The organism is Phreatobacter sp. (genome assembly GCF_027532945.1).
In the GTDB taxonomy this organism is placed as follows: domain Bacteria; phylum Pseudomonadota; class Alphaproteobacteria; order Rhizobiales; family Phreatobacteraceae; genus Phreatobacter.
This window is the reverse complement of sequence record NZ_JAPZTZ010000004.1, coordinates 96,262-113,283: the sequence shown is the minus strand read 5'-3', so window position 1 is coordinate 113,283 and position 17,022 is coordinate 96,262. Positions and strand designations below refer to the sequence as shown.

Below are 17,022 nucleotides of genomic sequence, written 5' to 3'. Positions count from 1 at the left end.
GCCGGTTCTCCATCCGCTTTCAAGAGACGAGAGGCCCGCAAGGGACTGACATCATGGCCACCGAAATCCGCGTTCCGACGCTCGGCGAATCCGTTTCCGAGGCCACCGTCGCCAAGTGGTTCAAGAAGCCTGGCGAGGCGGTGAAGCAGGACGAGCCTCTGGTCGAGCTGGAGACCGACAAGGTCACGCTCGAGGTGAACGCGCCCGCCTCCGGCACGCTCGCCGAGATCATCGCCGATTCCGGCACGACGGTGGGCGTCGCCGCCCTGCTCGGCCAGATCACCGAAGGCGGCGCCGCCGCGGCCGCCCCGGCCAAGGCCGAGGCGCCGAAGGCTGCCGCTCCCGCCCCTGCACCGGCTCCGGCCGCCGCTCCCGCCAAGGCCGCTTCGGTCGACAATGGCCCGGCGGTTGCGCGCATCGCCGCCGAGACCGGCGTCAACCCGGCCGGCGTCGCCGGCTCGGGCAAGGATGGCCGCGTGACCAAGGGCGACATGCTCGCCGCCGTCGCCACGGGTGGCGCTGCTCCGGCGCCGGCGCCCGTCGCCGCGCCCCGCCCGGCCTCCCAGCCGGCGGATGCGGTCCGCGAGGAGCGCGTGAAGATGACGCGCCTGCGCCAGACCATCGCGCGCCGCCTGAAGGACGCGCAGAACACCGCCGCCATGCTGACGACCTTCAACGAGGTCGACATGACCGCGGTGATGACGCTGCGCAACCAGTACAAGGACCTGTTCGAGAAGAAGCACGCGGTGAAGCTCGGCTTCATGGGCTTCTTCGTGCGGGCCTGCGTGCAGGCGCTGAAGGACATCCCGGCGGTCAACGCCGAGATCGACGGCACCGACCTCATCTACAAGAACTTCTGCCATGTCGGCGTCGCCGTCGGCACGGACAAGGGCCTCGTCGTGCCGGTGGTGCGTGACGCCGACCGCATGGGCATCGCCGAGATCGAGAAGACCATCGCCGATTTCGGCAAGCGCGCCCGCGACGGCAAGCTCTCCATCGAGGAGATGCAGGGCGGCACCTTCACCATCTCGAATGGCGGCGTCTATGGCTCGCTGATGTCGACGCCGATCCTCAACGCGCCGCAGTCCGGCATCCTCGGCATGCACAAGATCCAGGACCGTCCGATGGTCATCGGCGGCAAGATCGAGATCCGCCCGATGATGTATCTGGCGCTCTCCTACGACCACCGGATCGTCGACGGCAAGGAAGCCGTGACCTTCCTCGTGCGCGTCAAGGAGAGCCTCGAGGATCCGGCCCGCCTGGTCATGGACCTCTGAGGTCCGTGACGCTCTGAGGCCATTCGGGCCGCCGGCCAACGGCGGCCACCGCGGCGGGGGAAGCGCATGTCCAAGGGCGTCGTCATCGTCACCGGCTCGAGCCGCGGCATCGGGCGCGCCTGCGCCCTGCTCGCCGCCGAGCGCGGCTACGACGTGGTGGTGAACTACACCGCCAATGCGGCCGCCGCGCAGGAGGTGGTCGCCGGCATCAATGCCCGCGGCGCCCAGGCCATCGCGGTGAAGGGCGATATCGCCGAGGAAGCCGACATTCTCGGCCTCTTCGCCGCCGCCGACCGCCTCGGGCCGCTGGTCGGCCTCATCAACAATGCCGGCGTGGTCTCGCTGTCGGGCCGCGTCGAGACCTATACGGCGGACCGCCTGCACCGCCTGCTCAACATCAATGTCGTCGGCACGATCCTGTGTTCGCGCGAGGCGGTGAAGCGCATGTCGACCAAGCATGGTGGCAAGGGCGGCGCCATCGTCAACATCTCGTCGGTCGCCGCCGTGCTCGGCAGCCCGAACGAATATGTCGACTATGCCGCCTCCAAGGGCGCGGTGGACAGCTTCACCATCGGGCTCGCCAAGGAGGTCGCGACCGAGGGCATCCGCGTCAACGCGGTGCGCCCCGGCATGATCACCACCGACATCCACGACGCGAGCGGTGATCCCGGCCGCGTTGAGCGCATCCGCCCCACCATCCCGATGCAGCGGATCGGCGAGCCGCACGAGATCGCGACCGCCGCGCTCTGGCTCCTCTCGGAGGAAGCCTCCTACTGCACCGGTACGTTCATCACCATATCAGGCGGGCGCTGACGCGCCGGCCCCCTCCCCTTCGGAGACCCACATGTCCTACGATCTCATCATCATTGGCACCGGCCCCGGCGGCTATGTCTGCGCCATCCGCGCCGCCCAGCTCGGCCTCAAGGTGGCCGTGGTGGAGAAGCGCAAGACCCATGGCGGCACCTGCCTGAACGTCGGCTGCATCCCCTCCAAGGCGCTGCTGCACGCCTCCGAGCTGTTCGACGAGGCCGGTCATGGCTTCAAGGCGCTCGGCATCGATGTGCCGGCGCCGAAGCTGAACCTGAAGCAGATGATGGTGCACAAGCAGGAGACGATCGACGCCAATGTCGGCGGCGTCGCCTTCCTCCTGAAGAAGCACAAGGTCGACCAGCATTTCGGCACCGGAACGATCACTGCCGCAGGCAAGGTCTCGGTCGCGGCCGATGACGGCAAGGTCACGGAGATCGAAGGCAAGTCCATCGTCATCGCCACCGGTTCCGATGTCGCCCAGCTGCCGGGCGTTGCCATCGACGAGAAGCAGATCGTCTCCTCCACCGGCGCGCTGGACCTCGCCAAGGTGCCGAGCAAGCTGGTCGTCATCGGCGCCGGCGTCATCGGCCTCGAGCTCGGCTCGGTCTGGCGCCGCCTCGGCGCCGAGGTCCATGTCATAGAATATCTCGACCGCATCCTCCCCGGCATGGATGCCGAGGTCGCCAAGCAGTTCCACCGCATCCTCGGCAAGCAGGGCTTCACCTTCCAACTCGGCTCCAAGGTGACCGGCGCCAAGGCCTCGAAGAAGGGCGTCAGCCTGACCGTCGAGCCGGCTGCCGGCGGCGCGGCCGAGACGATCGAGGCCGAGGTGGTGCTGGTGGCCATTGGCCGCCGCCCCTACACGGACGGCCTCGGCCTTGAGGCGGTCGGCGTCGCCACCGAGCGTGGCCGCGTCATCATCGACGACCATTTCCGCACCAACGTTCCCGGCATCTACGCCATCGGCGACGTGGTGCGCGGGCCGATGCTCGCCCACAAGGCGGAGGACGAGGGTGTGGCTGTCGCCGAGATCATCGCCGGCAAGGCGGGCCACGTGAACTACGACTGCATCCCCGGGGTGGTCTATACCTATCCCGAGGTCGCGACCGTGGGTAAGAGCGAGGAAGATCTCAAAGCCGCCGGCATCGCCTACAATGTCGGCAAGTTCCCCTTCACCGCCAATGGCCGCGCCCGTGCCAACCGTGCCACCGACGGCTTCGTGAAGGTGCTGGCGGATGCCGCCACCGACAAGGTCCTCGGCGTCCATATCGTCGGCGCCGGTGCTGGCGAGATGATCCACGAGGCCGTGGTGCTGATGGAGTTCGGCGGCTCGTCCGAGGATCTCGCCCGCTCCACCCATGCTCATCCGACCATGTCGGAGGCGGTGAAGGAGGCGGCGCTCGCCGTCGACAAGCGCGCCATCCACATGTGAGGTCCGAGGCGCTCCTGCCTTGCCCCTCCGTTGCAGCTTCTGCGAACCCCGGCCACGCGCCGGGGTTTTTCGTTGGTGTCACCGCAGGACGTGAACCATTTCCGGTGTCACCGCGACCCATGGACATGGAAAGCGACCGCAGACCGCGGCGCTCCACCACTAGGAGGAAATCACCATGTCCACCACCTTCCGCAAGCTTGCCGCCGCCGGCGGCCTCGCCCTTGTCCTCTCCGGCGCCTTCACCGGCCTCGCCCAAGCCCAGTCTGGCGCTGGCGGCGGCGGCGGCGGTGGCGGTGGCGGGGCCGGTGACGGCGGAAATGTCAGCATCGGATCAGAGGCGAGCCCGATCAACGCGGTTTTGCCGGCGCCCAGCCGCGCGCGCGGCGGCCAGGTCACTGGCCGCTCGCAGGACTGCTACGCTCCGGCCCGTGCTAGCACGGTCTGCGACGAGCGGGCTCGCCGCTGACGCCTCACAAACCATTTTGAACCATTCCCGGCGGAGCCCCAGGGTTCCGCCGGTTTTTCGTCGTGCGTGCCGCAATGTCGATGGCGGACCGTCAGTCCCGGTCGATCTTCACGGCCTTGCCGGGAGTGACCGTTGCCGGGCGCGGAGCGGCCTCCGGATTCACGGCAGGCGGGGCCTCGGCCGTGGCGCCGGGGACAACAGGGGCATCGGGCATCGGCGCGACCGGCGGCGCCGCGACCATCGGAACCGGGGGTGCATCGGGGCGGCCAGCGGCGTTCAGCGCCGGCACGGGATCGGCGAGGCCGGCGCCAAGCTGCGGATTGGGCGTTGCACCGCGGCGTGCCGTCTCCTGCAGGATCTGGCGCAGTTGCGCCGGATCGATGTCGGGTTGGCGTTCGATGAGCAGCGCGGCGATGCCGCTGACATGGGCGGCGGCCACCGAGGTGCCCGACGACATCTGGTAGCCGCCGCGTGGCGCCGGCAGGATGATGTCGACGCCGGGAGCGGCGACCGTCACATGGCCGCCGCGCGAGGCTGCCTGGAAGAGCTGGCCGGCCTGATCGGTCGCCGTCACGGCGATGACGGCAGGATCGGCAGCCGGATAGGAGATCGGCGCGCCGGGACCCTCGTTGCCCATGGCCGCGACCATGGCGATGCGGCGCGAGGCCGCGACCTGGATGGCGCGCGTCATCATCGGATCGCGCGGGCCGGCAAAGCTCATGTTGATGACGCGGGCCCCCTCGCGGATCGACCAGTCCATGGCTTTGAGGATGTGGAAGCTGGTGCCGGAGGCCCCCGCGCTCTGCCCCGGCGCGAAGGCGCGCGCGGCGAAGATGTTGGCGCCCGGCGAGATGCCGGTGAGTTGGGCATGGGCGACGATGGCACCGGCCATGCCGGTGCCGTGCTCGTGCGGCTGGAACGTGCCGCCCACCGCGTCGAAGCTCTTGGCGATCCGGCCGCTCATCTCGGGATGGGTGGCCTCGACGCCGGAATCGATGACGGCGATGGGCACCTGGGCGCCGCGGGCGAGGAGATGGGCCTCGGGCAGGCGCAGCTGATCGACGACATACTGCATGCTGGCACCGCCGCCCTGGGTCGTGGAGGCGCTCTGCAGGCGGAACACGTAGTTCGGCCGCTCGAACAGGTAGTTCGGCTGCACGTAGCCGACGCCACGCACGGCGGACATGGCGCGGACCGCCGCCGGCACGGTGGTGCGGTTGGGAATGCGATAGCGATGGACGGTGGCGCCGACCAGGTCGACGCGCTCCTCGGCGATGAGGGTCAGGTTGAAACGCCGGATGACGGTGCGCAGCGTCGGCGCCGGGGCGTTGGGCGCGAGGACGAAGAGTACCTCGTCCGGCAGGTAGCGGCGCTCGTTGGGATCGGGCAGGCCTGGCACGTCGCGCGCCTCGGGTGCGGCCCGGGCGGCGGAGATGAGGGCAGGAGCGCCGAAGACGGCTGCGGCACCCGCTGCCGTCGGGCCGAAGCCAGGTCCGCGCGGCGGCAGGCCGCCGCCACCGGGGGGCGGCGGGCCGACGGGCGGCAGGCGACCGCCGCCACCCGGCGGCAGGGCGATCACCGGAGGCGGCAGGCCAACCACGACGGGCGGACGATTGCCGGGCGGCCGGCCATCGGGGGGGCGATTGCCGGGCGGACGCGTGCCAGGAGGACGGTTTCCGGGCGGGCGCGTTCCAGCATCGTCCCCTCCAGGCCGTGCGCCGCCAGGACGGGTGGCGCGATTGCCCGGGCGCGTGCCCTGACCGACGTCATCGCCGAAGCGGCCCGGCGAAGCGACACGACCGGGACGTTGGCCGCGGATGGGACCATCGACAATGCGGCCAGCGCGGCCTCCGTCGGTAAAGCGGCCGGCACGGCCGCCATCGATGAAGCGGCCCCCCTCGATCACGCGGCCGCCGCGCGGCATGGCCATGCCGGGGACCCGGCCACCGGGAATGCGCTGGATGGCAGGTGCGCGGCCCGGCGGCATGCCGATGCGGGGACCACGATTGCGAATGCCGCCACCGCCGATGCCGATTCCGCCGATGGAGATGCCGAACTGCGCCTGCGCCGGCCGGCTGTCGGCCGCGACCAGCATGGTCGAGGCGGCAAGCACTGCGAGGAAGCCCGCAAGGATGCCGCGGGTCGGGCGGAGGAGGCGATCGTCTGACGGATGGGACATGGCGCTATCCTGCCGGACGAATGCCGGCCCTTCAGGTCAAGGTCGGCTTTGCGTGTTTCTATTTGGCGACATCACAGCAGATGCCGCGTCACGTCAGGTCGCCGGGCCGACGAAGCGGACGAGATTCGACTGGCGGCGCAACTCGCCGACGATGCGGTCGATCTCGGCCTGGGTCATCCCGGCCTCACCGATGCGCACCCGATAGAAGCCGCCGGGCCGCGGGCCCTCGACGATGGAGCCCTTCACCTGTTCCAGCAGGCGCTGCATGTCGGCGGCGGTCGCGGTGCCGGCGAAGCCGACGAGGAGATGGGTGCCATCGCCGCGGGGTGCGGTGGAGGTCGTGTGCGAGGCGGTCTGGTACTGGGCGGGGCCGCCGATGAAGGACGAGCCGATGACACCAGCCTGGATGACGAGGGCGAGGGCCGCGGCGCCCGCCGCGTAGGCGAGACTGCGCGGCGAGAGCAGGGCGATCTTTTCGCCGAGCCAGTCGGCGAAGCCGGCCTTGGCGCGGGCGGCGACGTGGGACAGCTTGGCGGGCTCGGCCTCGACCCGGCGCATCAGCTCGTCGAGCACGCGGGGCGAGGGGCGCGGGGCGGCCTCGGCGAGGGCGAAGGTCGCGTCCTGGTCCTCGCGGACGATCTCAAGCTCGTCGCGGAGCGTTGGGTCGGCGGCCAGCGCCGCCTCGACCCGGGCGGTGTCGGAGGCATCGAGGGTTCCGGCCGCGTACCAGGGCAGCAGCTCGGAGACCGCACGGCGCTCGGCATTGTCGTTGGGGCTGCGCGTCGTCATGGCCAACCTCGATCGACTCCGGCGCTCTGCATGAGCTCCTGGAGCCTTTTGCGCGCATAGAACATGCGCGTCTTGACGGTGTTCTCCGGGATCCGGACGATCTCGGCCACTTCGGAGATGGATTTCTCCTGGTAGTAGACGAGATCGACAATCTCCCGGTGCTCGGGCGAAAGCTGGTCGATGCAGCGGCGGATGGCCTTTGCCTTGTCCAGTTTCTGAGACACCGTCTCGGGTGTGTCCGCGTCGTCCGCGATGGCGGCGGCTTTTTCCTCGTCGAGTTCCGCTTCCGTCGTCTTCCTCAGCGAGGACAACGCCTTGAAACGGGCCATTCCGAGGATCCAGGTCGAGACGCTGGAGCGCCCCTCGAACCGGTCGGCCTGCCGCCACACATCCAGGAAGACTTCGCCGATCAGGTCCTCGGCCTGCCCTTCGTCCCTGACGAACCGGAGAATGAACCGGAGCACGCGGACATTGTGGCGGGCATAGAGGGTCCGAAAGGCGAGACGATCGCCCTTGGCAACCCGGAGGATGAGATCCTGGTCGCTGTCAGACTGCATCGTCACTCCCGAGCCGGTGGGCTCGCCCCATCAGTCGCGGCAGCCGGCGAAAAGGTTCAAGGGGCATCGCGGAATCTGCAGCGTGGCGCGGTCGGCATGCCCGCGTAACATGACGAAACGCGTCAGGAGGTCAACAGGCGTGCCGCCATGGCCGGTCCGCGCCGGCCCGCCGGGCGCCATCAGGGTCAACGGGGAATGAGCGCCCAATAGTCGAGATCAAGGATGACGGCGGGGTCATAGTCGTCGCCGGCCTTCAGCGGATAGTCGCTGCAAGGGCGGTCCTTGGTGGCGACGGTGCGGATGCGCAGCGCGCCGACATCGTCGCGGCCGGGCAGTTCTTCCACCGCGAGGATCTGCGACCAGGCGAAGACGGTATTGCCCGCGAAGAGCGGCGCGACGTGCCGCCCGCCATTGATCGCGGCGATGTGGAAGGCGTTGGCGAGGCCGTTGAAGGAGAGCGAGCGGGCGAGAGAGATGACGTGGCCGCCATAGATGAGGCGGCGGCCGAAGCGGCCCTGGCCTTCGGTGAACTGGTTGAAATGGACCTTCGCCGTGTTCTGGTAGAGGCGCGTCGCCAGCATGTGCTCGGCCTCCTCCACCGTCATGCCGTCGACATGGTCGATGCATTCGCCGGCGACATAGTCGTTGAGCCGGTGGCGCTGGCCGGCGAGCACCGTGTCATAGGCCTCGGGGTCGATGACCGGGCAGGCATCGCCCAGCTGGTCGGGCTCCAGCGCCTTCGGCAGGGCCGGCACATGCTCCTCCGGCGCGGGCGCCGCCTCGTCGCGCTTCCTCACCATCACCCAGCGCACATAGTCGAGCACCTGGTCGCCATGCTGGTTGGTACCGGTGGACCGGACATAGACGACGCCGGTCTTGCGGTTCGAATTCTCCTTGAGGCCGATGACCTCGGAAACGGTGGAGAGCGTGTCGCCGGGATAGACCGGCGCGAGGAAGCGGCAGCCGGCATAGCCGAGATTGGCGACGGCGTTCAGCGACACGTCGGGCACGGTCTTGCCGAAGACGACGTGGAAAACGAGGAGATCGTCGAGCGGGCTCTTCGGGTAGCCGATGGCACGGGCGAAGGCGTCGGAGGACTGGACGGCGAAGCGGGTGCCGTAGAGCGCTGTGTAGAGCGCGGCATCGCCGGTCGTGACGGTGCGCGGGGTGGCGTGGACCAGCCTGTCGCCGAGGCGGAAATCCTCGAAGAATCGTCCGGGATTGGTCTTCGGCATGGGGCCCTCCTCGCGTCGTTCATCTATGCCGTGCTGCGCTGCGAAGTCCAACCGGACGAAGGAAGGGGGCGGGCCGATCGGACGAACCCGCCGGTTCACAAGCCCCGCCGCATGGGCTAAGCGAACGCACACCCCGCGCTTCTCCCGCACCAAGGCGCCCATGGCCCCCACTTCCGTTCCCGGCCGCCCCAAGCTGGTCCTCGCCTCGGCCTCGCCGCGCCGTCTCGCCCTGCTGCAGCAGGCGGGCATCGAGCCGGATACGCTGGTGCCGGCGGAGATCGACGAGACGCCCTTCCCGCGCGAGAGCCCGCGCAAGCTGGCGCTCCGCCTCGCGCGCGAGAAAGCCGCCGAGGCCGCCCGCCGCCTGCGCGACGATCCGGACTGGTCCGGCTCGGTGATCCTTGCCGCCGACACGGTGGTCTGCGTCGGCCGCCGCATCCTGCCGAAGGCCGAGACGGTCGAGGAGGCCGCCGCGTGCATCCGCCTACTCTCGGGCCGCTCTCACCGCGTCTATACCGGCCTCTGCCGGGTCGACCAGGCCGGCCGCGTCAGCGCCAAGCTGGTCGAGACGCGCGTGCGCTTCAAGCGCCTCTCGGGCGCCGAGATCGACGCCTATCTCGGCTCGGGCGAATGGCGCGGCAAGGCCGGCGGCTATGCCATCCAGGGCATTGCCGGCGCCTTCGTCCTGTCGCTCGTCGGCTCCTACACCAATGTCGTCGGCCTGCCGTTGGCCGAGGCCGTCGGCCTTGTCGGCGCCACGGGCTATCCGGTCACCCTCGGCTGGATCGCCAAGGGCTGACCCCTTTCCTGAGATGCCGACCGGGCCCATCTGCGCTGCCATGAACCCTGTCAACGACAACGACCGACCGATCGACCCGCCCAAGGCCTGCAGCATCTGCAGCAAGCCGGCGACGATGCGCTACAAGCCCTTCTGCTCGAAGCGCTGCGCCGATATCGACCTGAACCGCTGGTTCAGCGGCGCCTATGCCATCCCTGTCGCCGAGGATCCGGACGAGGACGGCGAGGAGTCGGATCGGCGCTAAAGCGTCTCAGATCATCTCCAGCGACCGCTTGCGCGTCGGCGGTGGGAAGGCGCGGTCGATCTCCGCGAGGTCCTGATCGGTCAGGGCGAGACCAGCCGCCGGCCGGTTCTCTTCCACATGCTCCGGACTCGCCATCTGCGGGATGGCGATGACCCCGCCCCGCCGCAAGGTGAAGGCCAGCGCCACCTGCGCCGCGGTCGCGCCGGGGTGGCGGGTCGCGATGCCGGCGAGCACGGGATCGCGCGTCAGCCGCCCCTGTTCCACTGGCGAATAAGCCATGACCGGAATGCCGCGCTGCGCCTGCCAGGGCATGAGGTCGAACTCGATGCCGCGGCGCAGGCAATTGTAGAGGACCTGGTTCACGGCGACAGCCTCGCCGCCCTCGTCCAGCAGTTCCTCCATGTCGTCGCGGTCGAAATTGGAGACGCCCCAGGCGCGGATCTTCCCCGTCTCGCGCAGGCGCTCGAAAGCCTCCACCGTCTCGGCGAGTGGGATGGAGCCGCGCCAATGGAGGAGATAGAGGTCGAGCCGGTCGGTGTTGAGGCGGCGCAGCGAGCGCTCGCAGGCCTCGATGGCGCTGTGGCGGCCGGCATTGTGCGGATAGACCTTGGAGACGAGATAGGCCTCGCCGCGGCGCCCGGCGACGGCCTCGCCGATGAGCGCCTCGGCGGCGCCGTCGCCATACATCTCGGCCGTGTCGATGAGGGTGAGCCCGGCATCGAGCCCGGCCCGCAGCGCGGCGATGGCGGAGGCGCGCCGCGCCGGCCGGTCGGCGATGGTCCAGGTGCCCTGGCCAAGGACAGGGACGGCGCTGCCGTCCGGCAGGCGGGTGGTCGGAACGGATCCCATGACCGGCTCCCTCGCCGGACAAGCGCCGGCTATTGCTGCCTGGGGATATTGGCGTCGGCGACGACCTTAGACCATTTCGTCGTCTCGGCCTTGAGGAAGGCGCCGAACTCCTCGGGTGTCTGCGGCGCGGGCTGGGCACCGAAGCGCTCGAACTTCTCGATCGTCTCCTGTTCCTTCAGGGCCCGTGTCATGGCGGCGTTGAGGGCGACGACAGCCTCGCGCGGCGTGCCTTTTGGCGCGACGATGCCGGACCAGGAATAGGCCTCATAGCCCGGCAGGCCCGCCTCCGCCATGGTCGGGATCTCCGGCAGCAGCGACAGCCGCGACGGGCTGATGCCGAGTGCCTTCACCGTCTTGGCCTGGACCTGCGGCACGGCGGTGGGGCCGTCGGCGAACATGAGCTGGACGTGGTTGCCGAGCAGGCTGTTCATGGCCGGGGCGCTGCCGCGATGGGCGACGTGCAGCATGTCCGTGCCTGTCATGCTCTTGAACAGCTCGCCGGCCAGGTGCGTGCCGCCGCCGACGCCGGCCGAGCCGAAGGCGAGCTTGCCGGGATTGGCCTTGGCATAGGCGGCGAGCTCACCGACGGTCGAGACCGGCAGGGAAGGATGGGCGCAGACGATGATGGGGAAAATGCCCGCGCCGCTCACCGGCACGAATTCGGTGAGGAAGTCATAGGGCAGGCTCGCCTTGAGGCTCGGATGCACCGTGTGGTGAATGGCGCAGACGAGCAGCGTGTGGCCGTCGGGGTCGGCGCGCTGAACGGCCTGCGCGCCGATCACCGCGTCGGCGCCCGGCCGGTTCTCGATGATGACGGCCTGGTTCCAGTATTCGGAGATCTTCTGGCCGATCTGCCGGGCGGTGAGATCCACCGGACCGCCCGGCGGGAAGGGCACCACCAGCGTCACGCGCTTGGAGGGAAAGGCCTGCGCCCGCGCGGGCAGGATCGAGGCCGCGGCGACGCCGCCCATGGCGGCGAGGAGCGAGCGGCGGCTGGTGGCGGACATGGCGTTTCCCCGGATGGATATCTTCCGGAATGAAACGCCATTTCACGAACGGCCACAACCCGGCCGCTTGGCGGGGGATCCTTCTCCCCCGCCGGCCGGACCGATCAGTCCACCTTGGCGCCGGCGGCGCGCACCACCTCGGCCCAGCGCGGGATCTCGGTGGCCATGCGCGCCTGCAGGACCTCGGGGCCCTTCATGGTGGCGAGCGCGCCGAGATCCTCGAAGCGCTTCACGAAGGCCGGGTCCTGGCCGACCTTGATATGGGCTGCGACCAGCCGCTCGACGATCGGGGCAGGCACGCCCTTCGGCGCCAGCATGCCCGACCAGGAGGTGACGTCGAAACCCGGCACGCCGCCCTCGATCATGGTCGGCACCTCGGGAAGGCCCGGCCAGCGCTTGGCGGTGGAGACGGCGATCGGCTTGATCGCCTTGCCCTGGATCTGGCCGATGATGGTCGGCAGGTTGTCGAACATGAAGTCGATGCGGCCGGCAATGAGGTCCTGCACGGCGACCGAGCCGGTGCGGTAGGGCACGTGGAGCGGCTGCATGCCGACACGGCGCGACAGGAACTCGGTCGACAGATGCGCCGTGGTGCCAAGGCCCGGCGTGCCGTAGGAGGCCTTGCCCTCGCCCTTCGCCTTCACCCAGGCGATGAACTCCTGCACCGTGTTCACCGGCGTCTGGAGGTTCACCACCAGCACGTTGGGGATCTCGTAGATATCGGCGAGATAGGTGAAGTCGGTGAGCGGGTTGAAGGGCAGCGTCCGGTAGAGCTCGATATGGGCGGAGAGCGGGCCGATGGTCGAGACGCCGATCGTGTAGCCGTCCGGCTCCGCCTTGGCGATGGCGTTGACGCCGACATTGCCCGCCGAGCCCGGGCGGTTCTCGATGACGATGGTCTGGCCGAGCTCCTTGCCGAGATATTCGCCGATGACGCGGGAGAGCACGTCGGTGGAGCCGCCCGGCGGGAAGGGCACGATCATGCGGATGGGACGGTTCGGCCAGGCGCCCTGAGCGCGGGCGCCATGGACAGCGGGGGTCGCCAGCGCGCCGGCGATGCCGGCGAGGACCGTACGGCGGTCGATGATCATGGGATTTCCTCTGTTCTGCTGTGCTTTGGCGCCGTCTGCGACGCGATCGTCGACCAAGGTAGACGCTCGGCTCGAAGCCCTGCAAGCACGACGCCTGCGTGATCCTGCCTCACGGCAAAGTGGATGGCCCTGTCTTCCGACAGGCCTTATGTCAGGCCGCTTCCGAGGGCCGGCCGCGCTGCCGGCGGCCCTCCCCGCAACCTGTCCTTGGTGCCATGACAACCGCATCCCCACCGGCCACCGGGCCCTATCCGGGGCTGGGCTTCCGCTCTTTCGTCGCGATGATCGCCGCACTGATGGCGACCAACGCACTGGCCATCGATTCCATGCTGCCCGCCCTGCCGGAGATCGGCGAGGCGCTGGGCATCACCACGGCCAATGACCGCCAGTGGGTGATCACCTCCTATCTCCTCGGGTTCGGCGCCTCGCAGCTCATCTACGGCCCGCTTGCCGACCGCTTCGGCCGCAAGCGCATCCTGCTCATGGGCCTTGCCGTCTATGCGCTGGGCAGTCTCGGCGCGACCTTTGCGACCACCTTCGACGCGATGATGGTGGCGCGGGTGGTGCAGGGCATTGGAGCGGCTGCGACGCGGGTGCTCGCCGTCTCCATCGTGCGCGACACCTATTCGGGTCGGCAGATGGCGCGGGTCATGTCGCTCGCCTTCATCGTCTTCCTCGCCGTGCCGATCCTCGCGCCCTCGATCGGCCAGGTGATCATCCTCGTCGCGCCCTGGCGGTGGATCTTCGCGCTGCTCGGCCTGTTCGGCGTGGTCGTCGCGCTCTGGGTCGCCCGCAAGCTGCCCGAGACGCTGCACCCCGAGGACCGCACGCCCATCGCCGTCGCACCGATGGCGAAGGCCTTCGCGACCTGCCTCACCACGCGGCTGTCGGTCGGCTACATGCTGGCCATGACCTTCGTCATCGGCAGCCTGTTCGGCTTCATCAATGCCTCGCAGCAGCTCTTCGAGGTCACCTTCCGCGCCGGGGAGCTTTTCACCATCATCTTCGCGGTGATCGCCGGCTTCATGGCGGCGGCCTCGTTCCTCAATTCGCGCATCGTCGAGCGCTTCGGCATGCGGCGGGTGTCGCACACCGCGCTGGTCGGCTATCTCGTCGCCACCCTGGCGCATGGGGCCGTGGCGCTGGCGGGCCATGAGACCATGGTCACCTTCGCGCTGTTCCAATGCGCCACCATGTTCTGCTTCGGCCTGATGGCCTCGAACTTCGGCGCCATGGCCATGGACCCGCTCGGCCATGTCGCCGGCACGGCCTCCTCGGTGCAGGGCTTTGTCTCGACCGTTGGCGGTGCGCTGATCGGCTTCTTTATCGGCCAGCATTTCGACGGAACCGCGCTGCCGATCGTGCTGGGCTTCGGCGGATGCGGCCTTGCAGCCCTTGCCATGGTGCTGATCGCCGAAAAGGGGCGGCTGTTTCGCCCGACCCGCTCGGCGTGAGGCGACCACCACGAAAGTGGCAAGGTGTGCATGTTTTTTATGCAATTTTACCGTGAACTTTATGTCGAATTAACTTCTCCTGAACAGGTCTGTGATTTCCGTGGGGTCAGTTACCGCTCAGGAGAAGACCCATGGCATGGCTGTCGAAGATCAGGATCACACCGAAGATCCTGGGTCTTGTTCTGGCGTTGAACGCCCTCATGCTCTGCCTCGTCGGCGTCGGCATGTACGCGCTGTCCAGCGTCTCGACGGATGCCGAAACCGGCATCGAATCGGGCGCCCGCGCCACCGCCGCCTCCCGCGTGACCTCGGCGGTCACCTTCATCGGCCGTGCAGAGGCGGTTGTCGCCTTGAACCCGACGGCGGAGATCATCCGCGAGAATGTCGAGTCCATCGCAGCCCAGCGCCGGTCCATCGAGGAAAACCTGCGGCGCATCCGCACCAGCCGCGCCGACGTCGTCCAGGCCGCCGCCAACAAGGCGGAAGCCGGCATCAACGCCTATCTGACCGCGCAGGAGCGCGTGCTCACGCTCGCCCGCACCATCACCGGAGAGCCGACCGCCGACCAGCGCCGTGAGCTCGCCCAGCTCGTCATCACCAATCGCCCGCTCTATCTGGAAGGTCGCCGCGACGTTCAGGGCCTGACCGCCGTGCTGCTCGAGCGCGGCGAGATGTATCGCAACCAGCTGAAGGCCACCGGCTCCGACATGAGCCGCCTCATGCTCATCCTTGCGGGTGTCGGCGTCCTGTTTGGCGTCGGCGCCGGCCTGCTCATCGGCCGCAGCGGCATTGCCACGCCCATCCGCACGCTCTCGGAGCAGCTGCAGGACCTGGCGAAGGGCCGCTTCGATCTCGTCGTCGCCGGCACGGACCGCCGCGACGAGGTTGGCGACATGGCCCGCTCGGCGGAGGTCTTCAAGGCCAATGGCCTCGAGGCCGAGCGCCTGCCCGCGAACAGGCGGAGGTCGAGGCCCGCGCCGAAACCGAGAAGCGCGCCATGCTCGACCGCCTCGCCGGCGAGTTCGAGGCGGCCGTGGGCTCGGTCGTTGCGGCCGTCGCCCAGTCGGCGGACCAGCTGAAGGGCGCCGCCACCACCCTGTCGAGCGCTGCCGCCGAGTCCGGTTCCCAGTCCAACGCGGTGGCCGCCGCCTCCGAGCAGAGCTCCGGCAACATCCAGACGGTGGCCTCGGCAACGGAAGAGCTCGCGGCGTCCGTGCGCGAGATCGCCTCGCAGGTCGCCCATTCCGCCCAGATGTCGTCGACTGCCGTCCAGGGGGCCGACCGCTCGGCCAGCGAGGTCCAGGACCTCGCCCACAAGGTCCAGAAGATCGGCGAGATCGTCGAACTGATCAGCGGCGTCGCGGCCCAGACCAACCTTCTCGCCCTCAACGCCACGATCGAGGCGGCGCGGGCTGGCGAGGCCGGCAAGGGGTTCGCCGTGGTCGCCGCCGAGGTGAAGGGCCTTGCCGACCAGACCGCCAAGGCCACCACCGAGATCTCCAAGCAGATCGCCGCGATCCAGGAGGCGACCTCAACCTCCGCCGCCTCCATCGACACGATCGCCCGGACGATCCGCGAGATGGACCATGTCGCCACCGAGATCGCCGCGGCGGTCGAGGAGCAGACGGCCGCCACCGGCGAGATCGCCCGCAATGTGCAGCAGGCCTCGGCCGGCGCCTCGGAGATCAGCTCCAACATCACCGGCGTCTCGGCCGCCGTCGGCGAGACCAGCGCCGCGGCGTCGCAGGTCCTCGCCTCCGCCGAGGGCCTGTCGACGCAGGCTCGTCAGCTGCGCGGCGAGCTCGACAGCTTCCTGGTGCGCTTCCGCGCGGCGTGAGGAGCACGAGGGCGCTGCCCCCCGGCCGTCAGCGCGGCAGGTGCCGGGGCCGCGGCTGGGGCTGCGGCATGGCGACGGGCCGATAAGGCGCGACCATGGCGATCTCGCGCACAGGCGCGCGCGCCATCATTTCGCGCACGACGTCGAGACGCGGCGCCCGGTCGAAGACATCGCTCGCCGCCGTCGGGGCGATGCCGGCGACGCGCAGGCGCGGACCGAGCGAGGCCTCCTCGATCTCGCGGACGCGCTGGCGCAGGTCGGGCGACAGCCGGCCATAGGCCTGGGCGGTGACGAAGTCGCGCGGCTGATAGGGGAAGCGCCCGCCATCGCGGAACACGCGCACGCCGTTGTCCATCACCACGACATCGCCGGTGCGCAGCGTGTGGTCCTGGGCGAGGGCGAGGCGCGCCAGGCCCTGGGTCACGGAGCCCTGGCAGGAACAGGCGGGAACGAGGCTCTCGCGATAGCGGAAGGCGGTCGCGGTGGCGGTGTAGAGCTGGCCGCCATCGGTGCGCGCCGTCTCGATGCTGCCATTGCGGCTGGAGAACAGGCGCATGGAGGCGCCGGGGCACATGGCGTCGCAGGCGGCGGCCTGGGCGTGGCGGCCCTCGCCGCGGGCGGAGGCGCCTATGGGGAAGAAATAGCCGTCGCAGGAGCGCACGCAGTAGCTGCGGGAGGAGCCGTCGGCGGAGGCCATGGCGGCGGCCTGGCGGTTCTGGCAAGGCCCCATCTGGCGCGCGGCGGTGTCGGGCACATGGGCGACGGTCGGGGCCGCCGGCCGTCCCCACCAGCCGCCGGCGGGCGCCGCCGGACGGGCCCGCCCGTAATCGCCACGGGCAATGGCGTAGAACTCATCGCGGACCTCGGCCTCGCTGCCTGAAATGGAGAGCAGCGCGAGGCCCAGAACGGCGCACATGCCGAGGACGCGAAACATGACTGGCACCGGTAACGGACTGGTGAGGTTACGCTAGGGCAGTCTTAACCTTCTGGCAACCA

Annotated in this window: 17 protein-coding genes; 9 read left to right on the top strand and 8 right to left on the bottom strand. The window is 69.5% G+C overall.

Features of this window, described 5'->3' with window-relative positions; all coding sequences use genetic code 11:
- The first annotated feature begins 53 nt into the window (after positions 1 to 53).
- The 4 genes from odhB to O9344_RS03240 all read left to right on the top strand — a co-directional run bounded on the left by odhB (position 54) and on the right by O9344_RS03240 (position 3,985).
- Positions 54 to 1,277: a 2-oxoglutarate dehydrogenase complex dihydrolipoyllysine-residue succinyltransferase gene (gene odhB / locus O9344_RS03255; RefSeq protein WP_298472660.1), complete on the top strand. Its 1,224-nt coding sequence runs from the start codon at positions 54 to 56 to the stop codon at positions 1,275 to 1,277.
- A 66-nt stretch (positions 1,278 to 1,343) separates the two neighbouring features.
- A complete protein-coding gene (locus tag O9344_RS03250; protein WP_298472657.1) occupies positions 1,344 to 2,090 on the top strand; it encodes an SDR family oxidoreductase in 747 nt (248 codons plus the stop codon).
- Between the two features lie 31 nt (positions 2,091 to 2,121).
- A complete protein-coding gene (lpdA, locus tag O9344_RS03245; protein ID WP_298472655.1) occupies positions 2,122 to 3,519 on the top strand; it encodes a dihydrolipoyl dehydrogenase in 1,398 nt (465 codons plus the stop codon).
- Between the two features lie 175 nt (positions 3,520 to 3,694).
- Entirely contained in the window at positions 3,695 to 3,985 is a 291-nt protein-coding gene (locus O9344_RS03240; RefSeq protein WP_298472652.1) for a hypothetical protein, read from the top strand.
- Between the two features lie 91 nt (positions 3,986 to 4,076).
- Here the strand turns inward: O9344_RS03240 and O9344_RS03235 are convergent, their stop codons facing one another.
- The 4 genes from O9344_RS03235 to O9344_RS03220 form a co-directional block, all read right to left on the bottom strand.
- Positions 4,077 to 6,164: a S8 family serine peptidase gene (locus O9344_RS03235; RefSeq protein WP_298472650.1), complete on the bottom strand. Its 2,088-nt coding sequence runs from the start codon at positions 6,162 to 6,164 to the stop codon at positions 4,077 to 4,079.
- 93 nt (positions 6,165 to 6,257) lie between these two features.
- The gene (locus O9344_RS03230; RefSeq protein ID WP_298472648.1) at positions 6,258 to 6,953 is read right to left on the bottom strand and encodes a hypothetical protein; all 696 of its coding nucleotides are present in this window, start codon (positions 6,951 to 6,953) and stop codon (positions 6,258 to 6,260) included.
- Complete coding sequence (locus O9344_RS03225; RefSeq protein ID WP_298472645.1) at positions 6,950 to 7,510, bottom strand: sigma-70 family RNA polymerase sigma factor; 561 nt, start codon at positions 7,508 to 7,510, stop codon at positions 6,950 to 6,952. Before O9344_RS03225 ends, O9344_RS03230 begins: the two co-directional genes overlap by 4 nt.
- Before the next feature lie 185 nt (positions 7,511 to 7,695).
- Complete coding sequence (locus tag O9344_RS03220; protein ID WP_298472642.1) at positions 7,696 to 8,745, bottom strand: MaoC family dehydratase; 1,050 nt, start codon at positions 8,743 to 8,745, stop codon at positions 7,696 to 7,698.
- Between the two features lie 160 nt (positions 8,746 to 8,905).
- Between O9344_RS03220 and O9344_RS03215 the strand changes: the two genes are divergently transcribed.
- Positions 8,906 to 9,544 carry a Maf-like protein gene (locus O9344_RS03215; protein WP_298472638.1) on the top strand — a complete coding sequence of 213 codons (639 nt, stop codon included), beginning with the start codon at positions 8,906 to 8,908 and terminating at the stop codon, positions 9,542 to 9,544.
- A 40-nt stretch (positions 9,545 to 9,584) separates the two neighbouring features.
- Positions 9,585 to 9,788: a DNA gyrase inhibitor YacG gene (yacG, locus tag O9344_RS03210; protein WP_298472634.1), complete on the top strand. Its 204-nt coding sequence runs from the start codon at positions 9,585 to 9,587 to the stop codon at positions 9,786 to 9,788.
- A 6-nt stretch (positions 9,789 to 9,794) separates the two neighbouring features.
- Here the strand turns inward: yacG and O9344_RS03205 are convergent, their stop codons facing one another.
- From O9344_RS03205 to O9344_RS03195, 3 genes are all read right to left on the bottom strand, one after another.
- Positions 9,795 to 10,637 carry an aldo/keto reductase gene (locus tag O9344_RS03205; protein ID WP_298472632.1) on the bottom strand — a complete coding sequence of 281 codons (843 nt, stop codon included), beginning with the start codon at positions 10,635 to 10,637 and terminating at the stop codon, positions 9,795 to 9,797.
- 29 nt (positions 10,638 to 10,666) lie between these two features.
- The gene (locus O9344_RS03200; protein ID WP_298472629.1) at positions 10,667 to 11,644 is read right to left on the bottom strand and encodes a tripartite tricarboxylate transporter substrate binding protein; all 978 of its coding nucleotides are present in this window, start codon (positions 11,642 to 11,644) and stop codon (positions 10,667 to 10,669) included.
- A 104-nt stretch (positions 11,645 to 11,748) separates the two neighbouring features.
- Positions 11,749 to 12,735 (bottom strand): tripartite tricarboxylate transporter substrate binding protein, encoded by a 987-nt coding sequence (locus tag O9344_RS03195; protein WP_298472626.1) that lies wholly within the window; start codon positions 12,733 to 12,735, stop codon positions 11,749 to 11,751.
- Between the two features lie 215 nt (positions 12,736 to 12,950).
- Here O9344_RS03195 and O9344_RS03190 point away from each other — a divergent pair, with 215 nt between their 5' ends.
- From O9344_RS03190 to O9344_RS03180, 3 genes are all read left to right on the top strand, one after another.
- Complete coding sequence (locus tag O9344_RS03190; protein ID WP_298472624.1) at positions 12,951 to 14,189, top strand: multidrug effflux MFS transporter; 1,239 nt, start codon at positions 12,951 to 12,953, stop codon at positions 14,187 to 14,189.
- Between the two features lie 131 nt (positions 14,190 to 14,320).
- Positions 14,321 to 15,268, top strand: coding sequence for a HAMP domain-containing protein (locus tag O9344_RS03185; protein ID WP_298472621.1), 948 nt, complete (start codon positions 14,321 to 14,323; stop codon positions 15,266 to 15,268).
- On the top strand, positions 15,187 to 16,026 hold the full coding sequence (locus tag O9344_RS03180; protein ID WP_298472618.1) for a methyl-accepting chemotaxis protein: 840 nt from the start codon (positions 15,187 to 15,189) through the stop codon (positions 16,024 to 16,026). The genes O9344_RS03185 and O9344_RS03180 overlap by 82 nt, the downstream gene beginning before the upstream one ends.
- Before the next feature lie 28 nt (positions 16,027 to 16,054).
- Here O9344_RS03180 and O9344_RS03175 read toward each other — a convergent pair whose 3' ends face one another.
- A complete protein-coding gene (locus tag O9344_RS03175) occupies positions 16,055 to 16,960 on the bottom strand; it encodes a DUF2865 domain-containing protein (protein WP_298472613.1) in 906 nt (301 codons plus the stop codon).
- Positions 16,961 to 17,022: the final 62 nt, after the last annotated feature.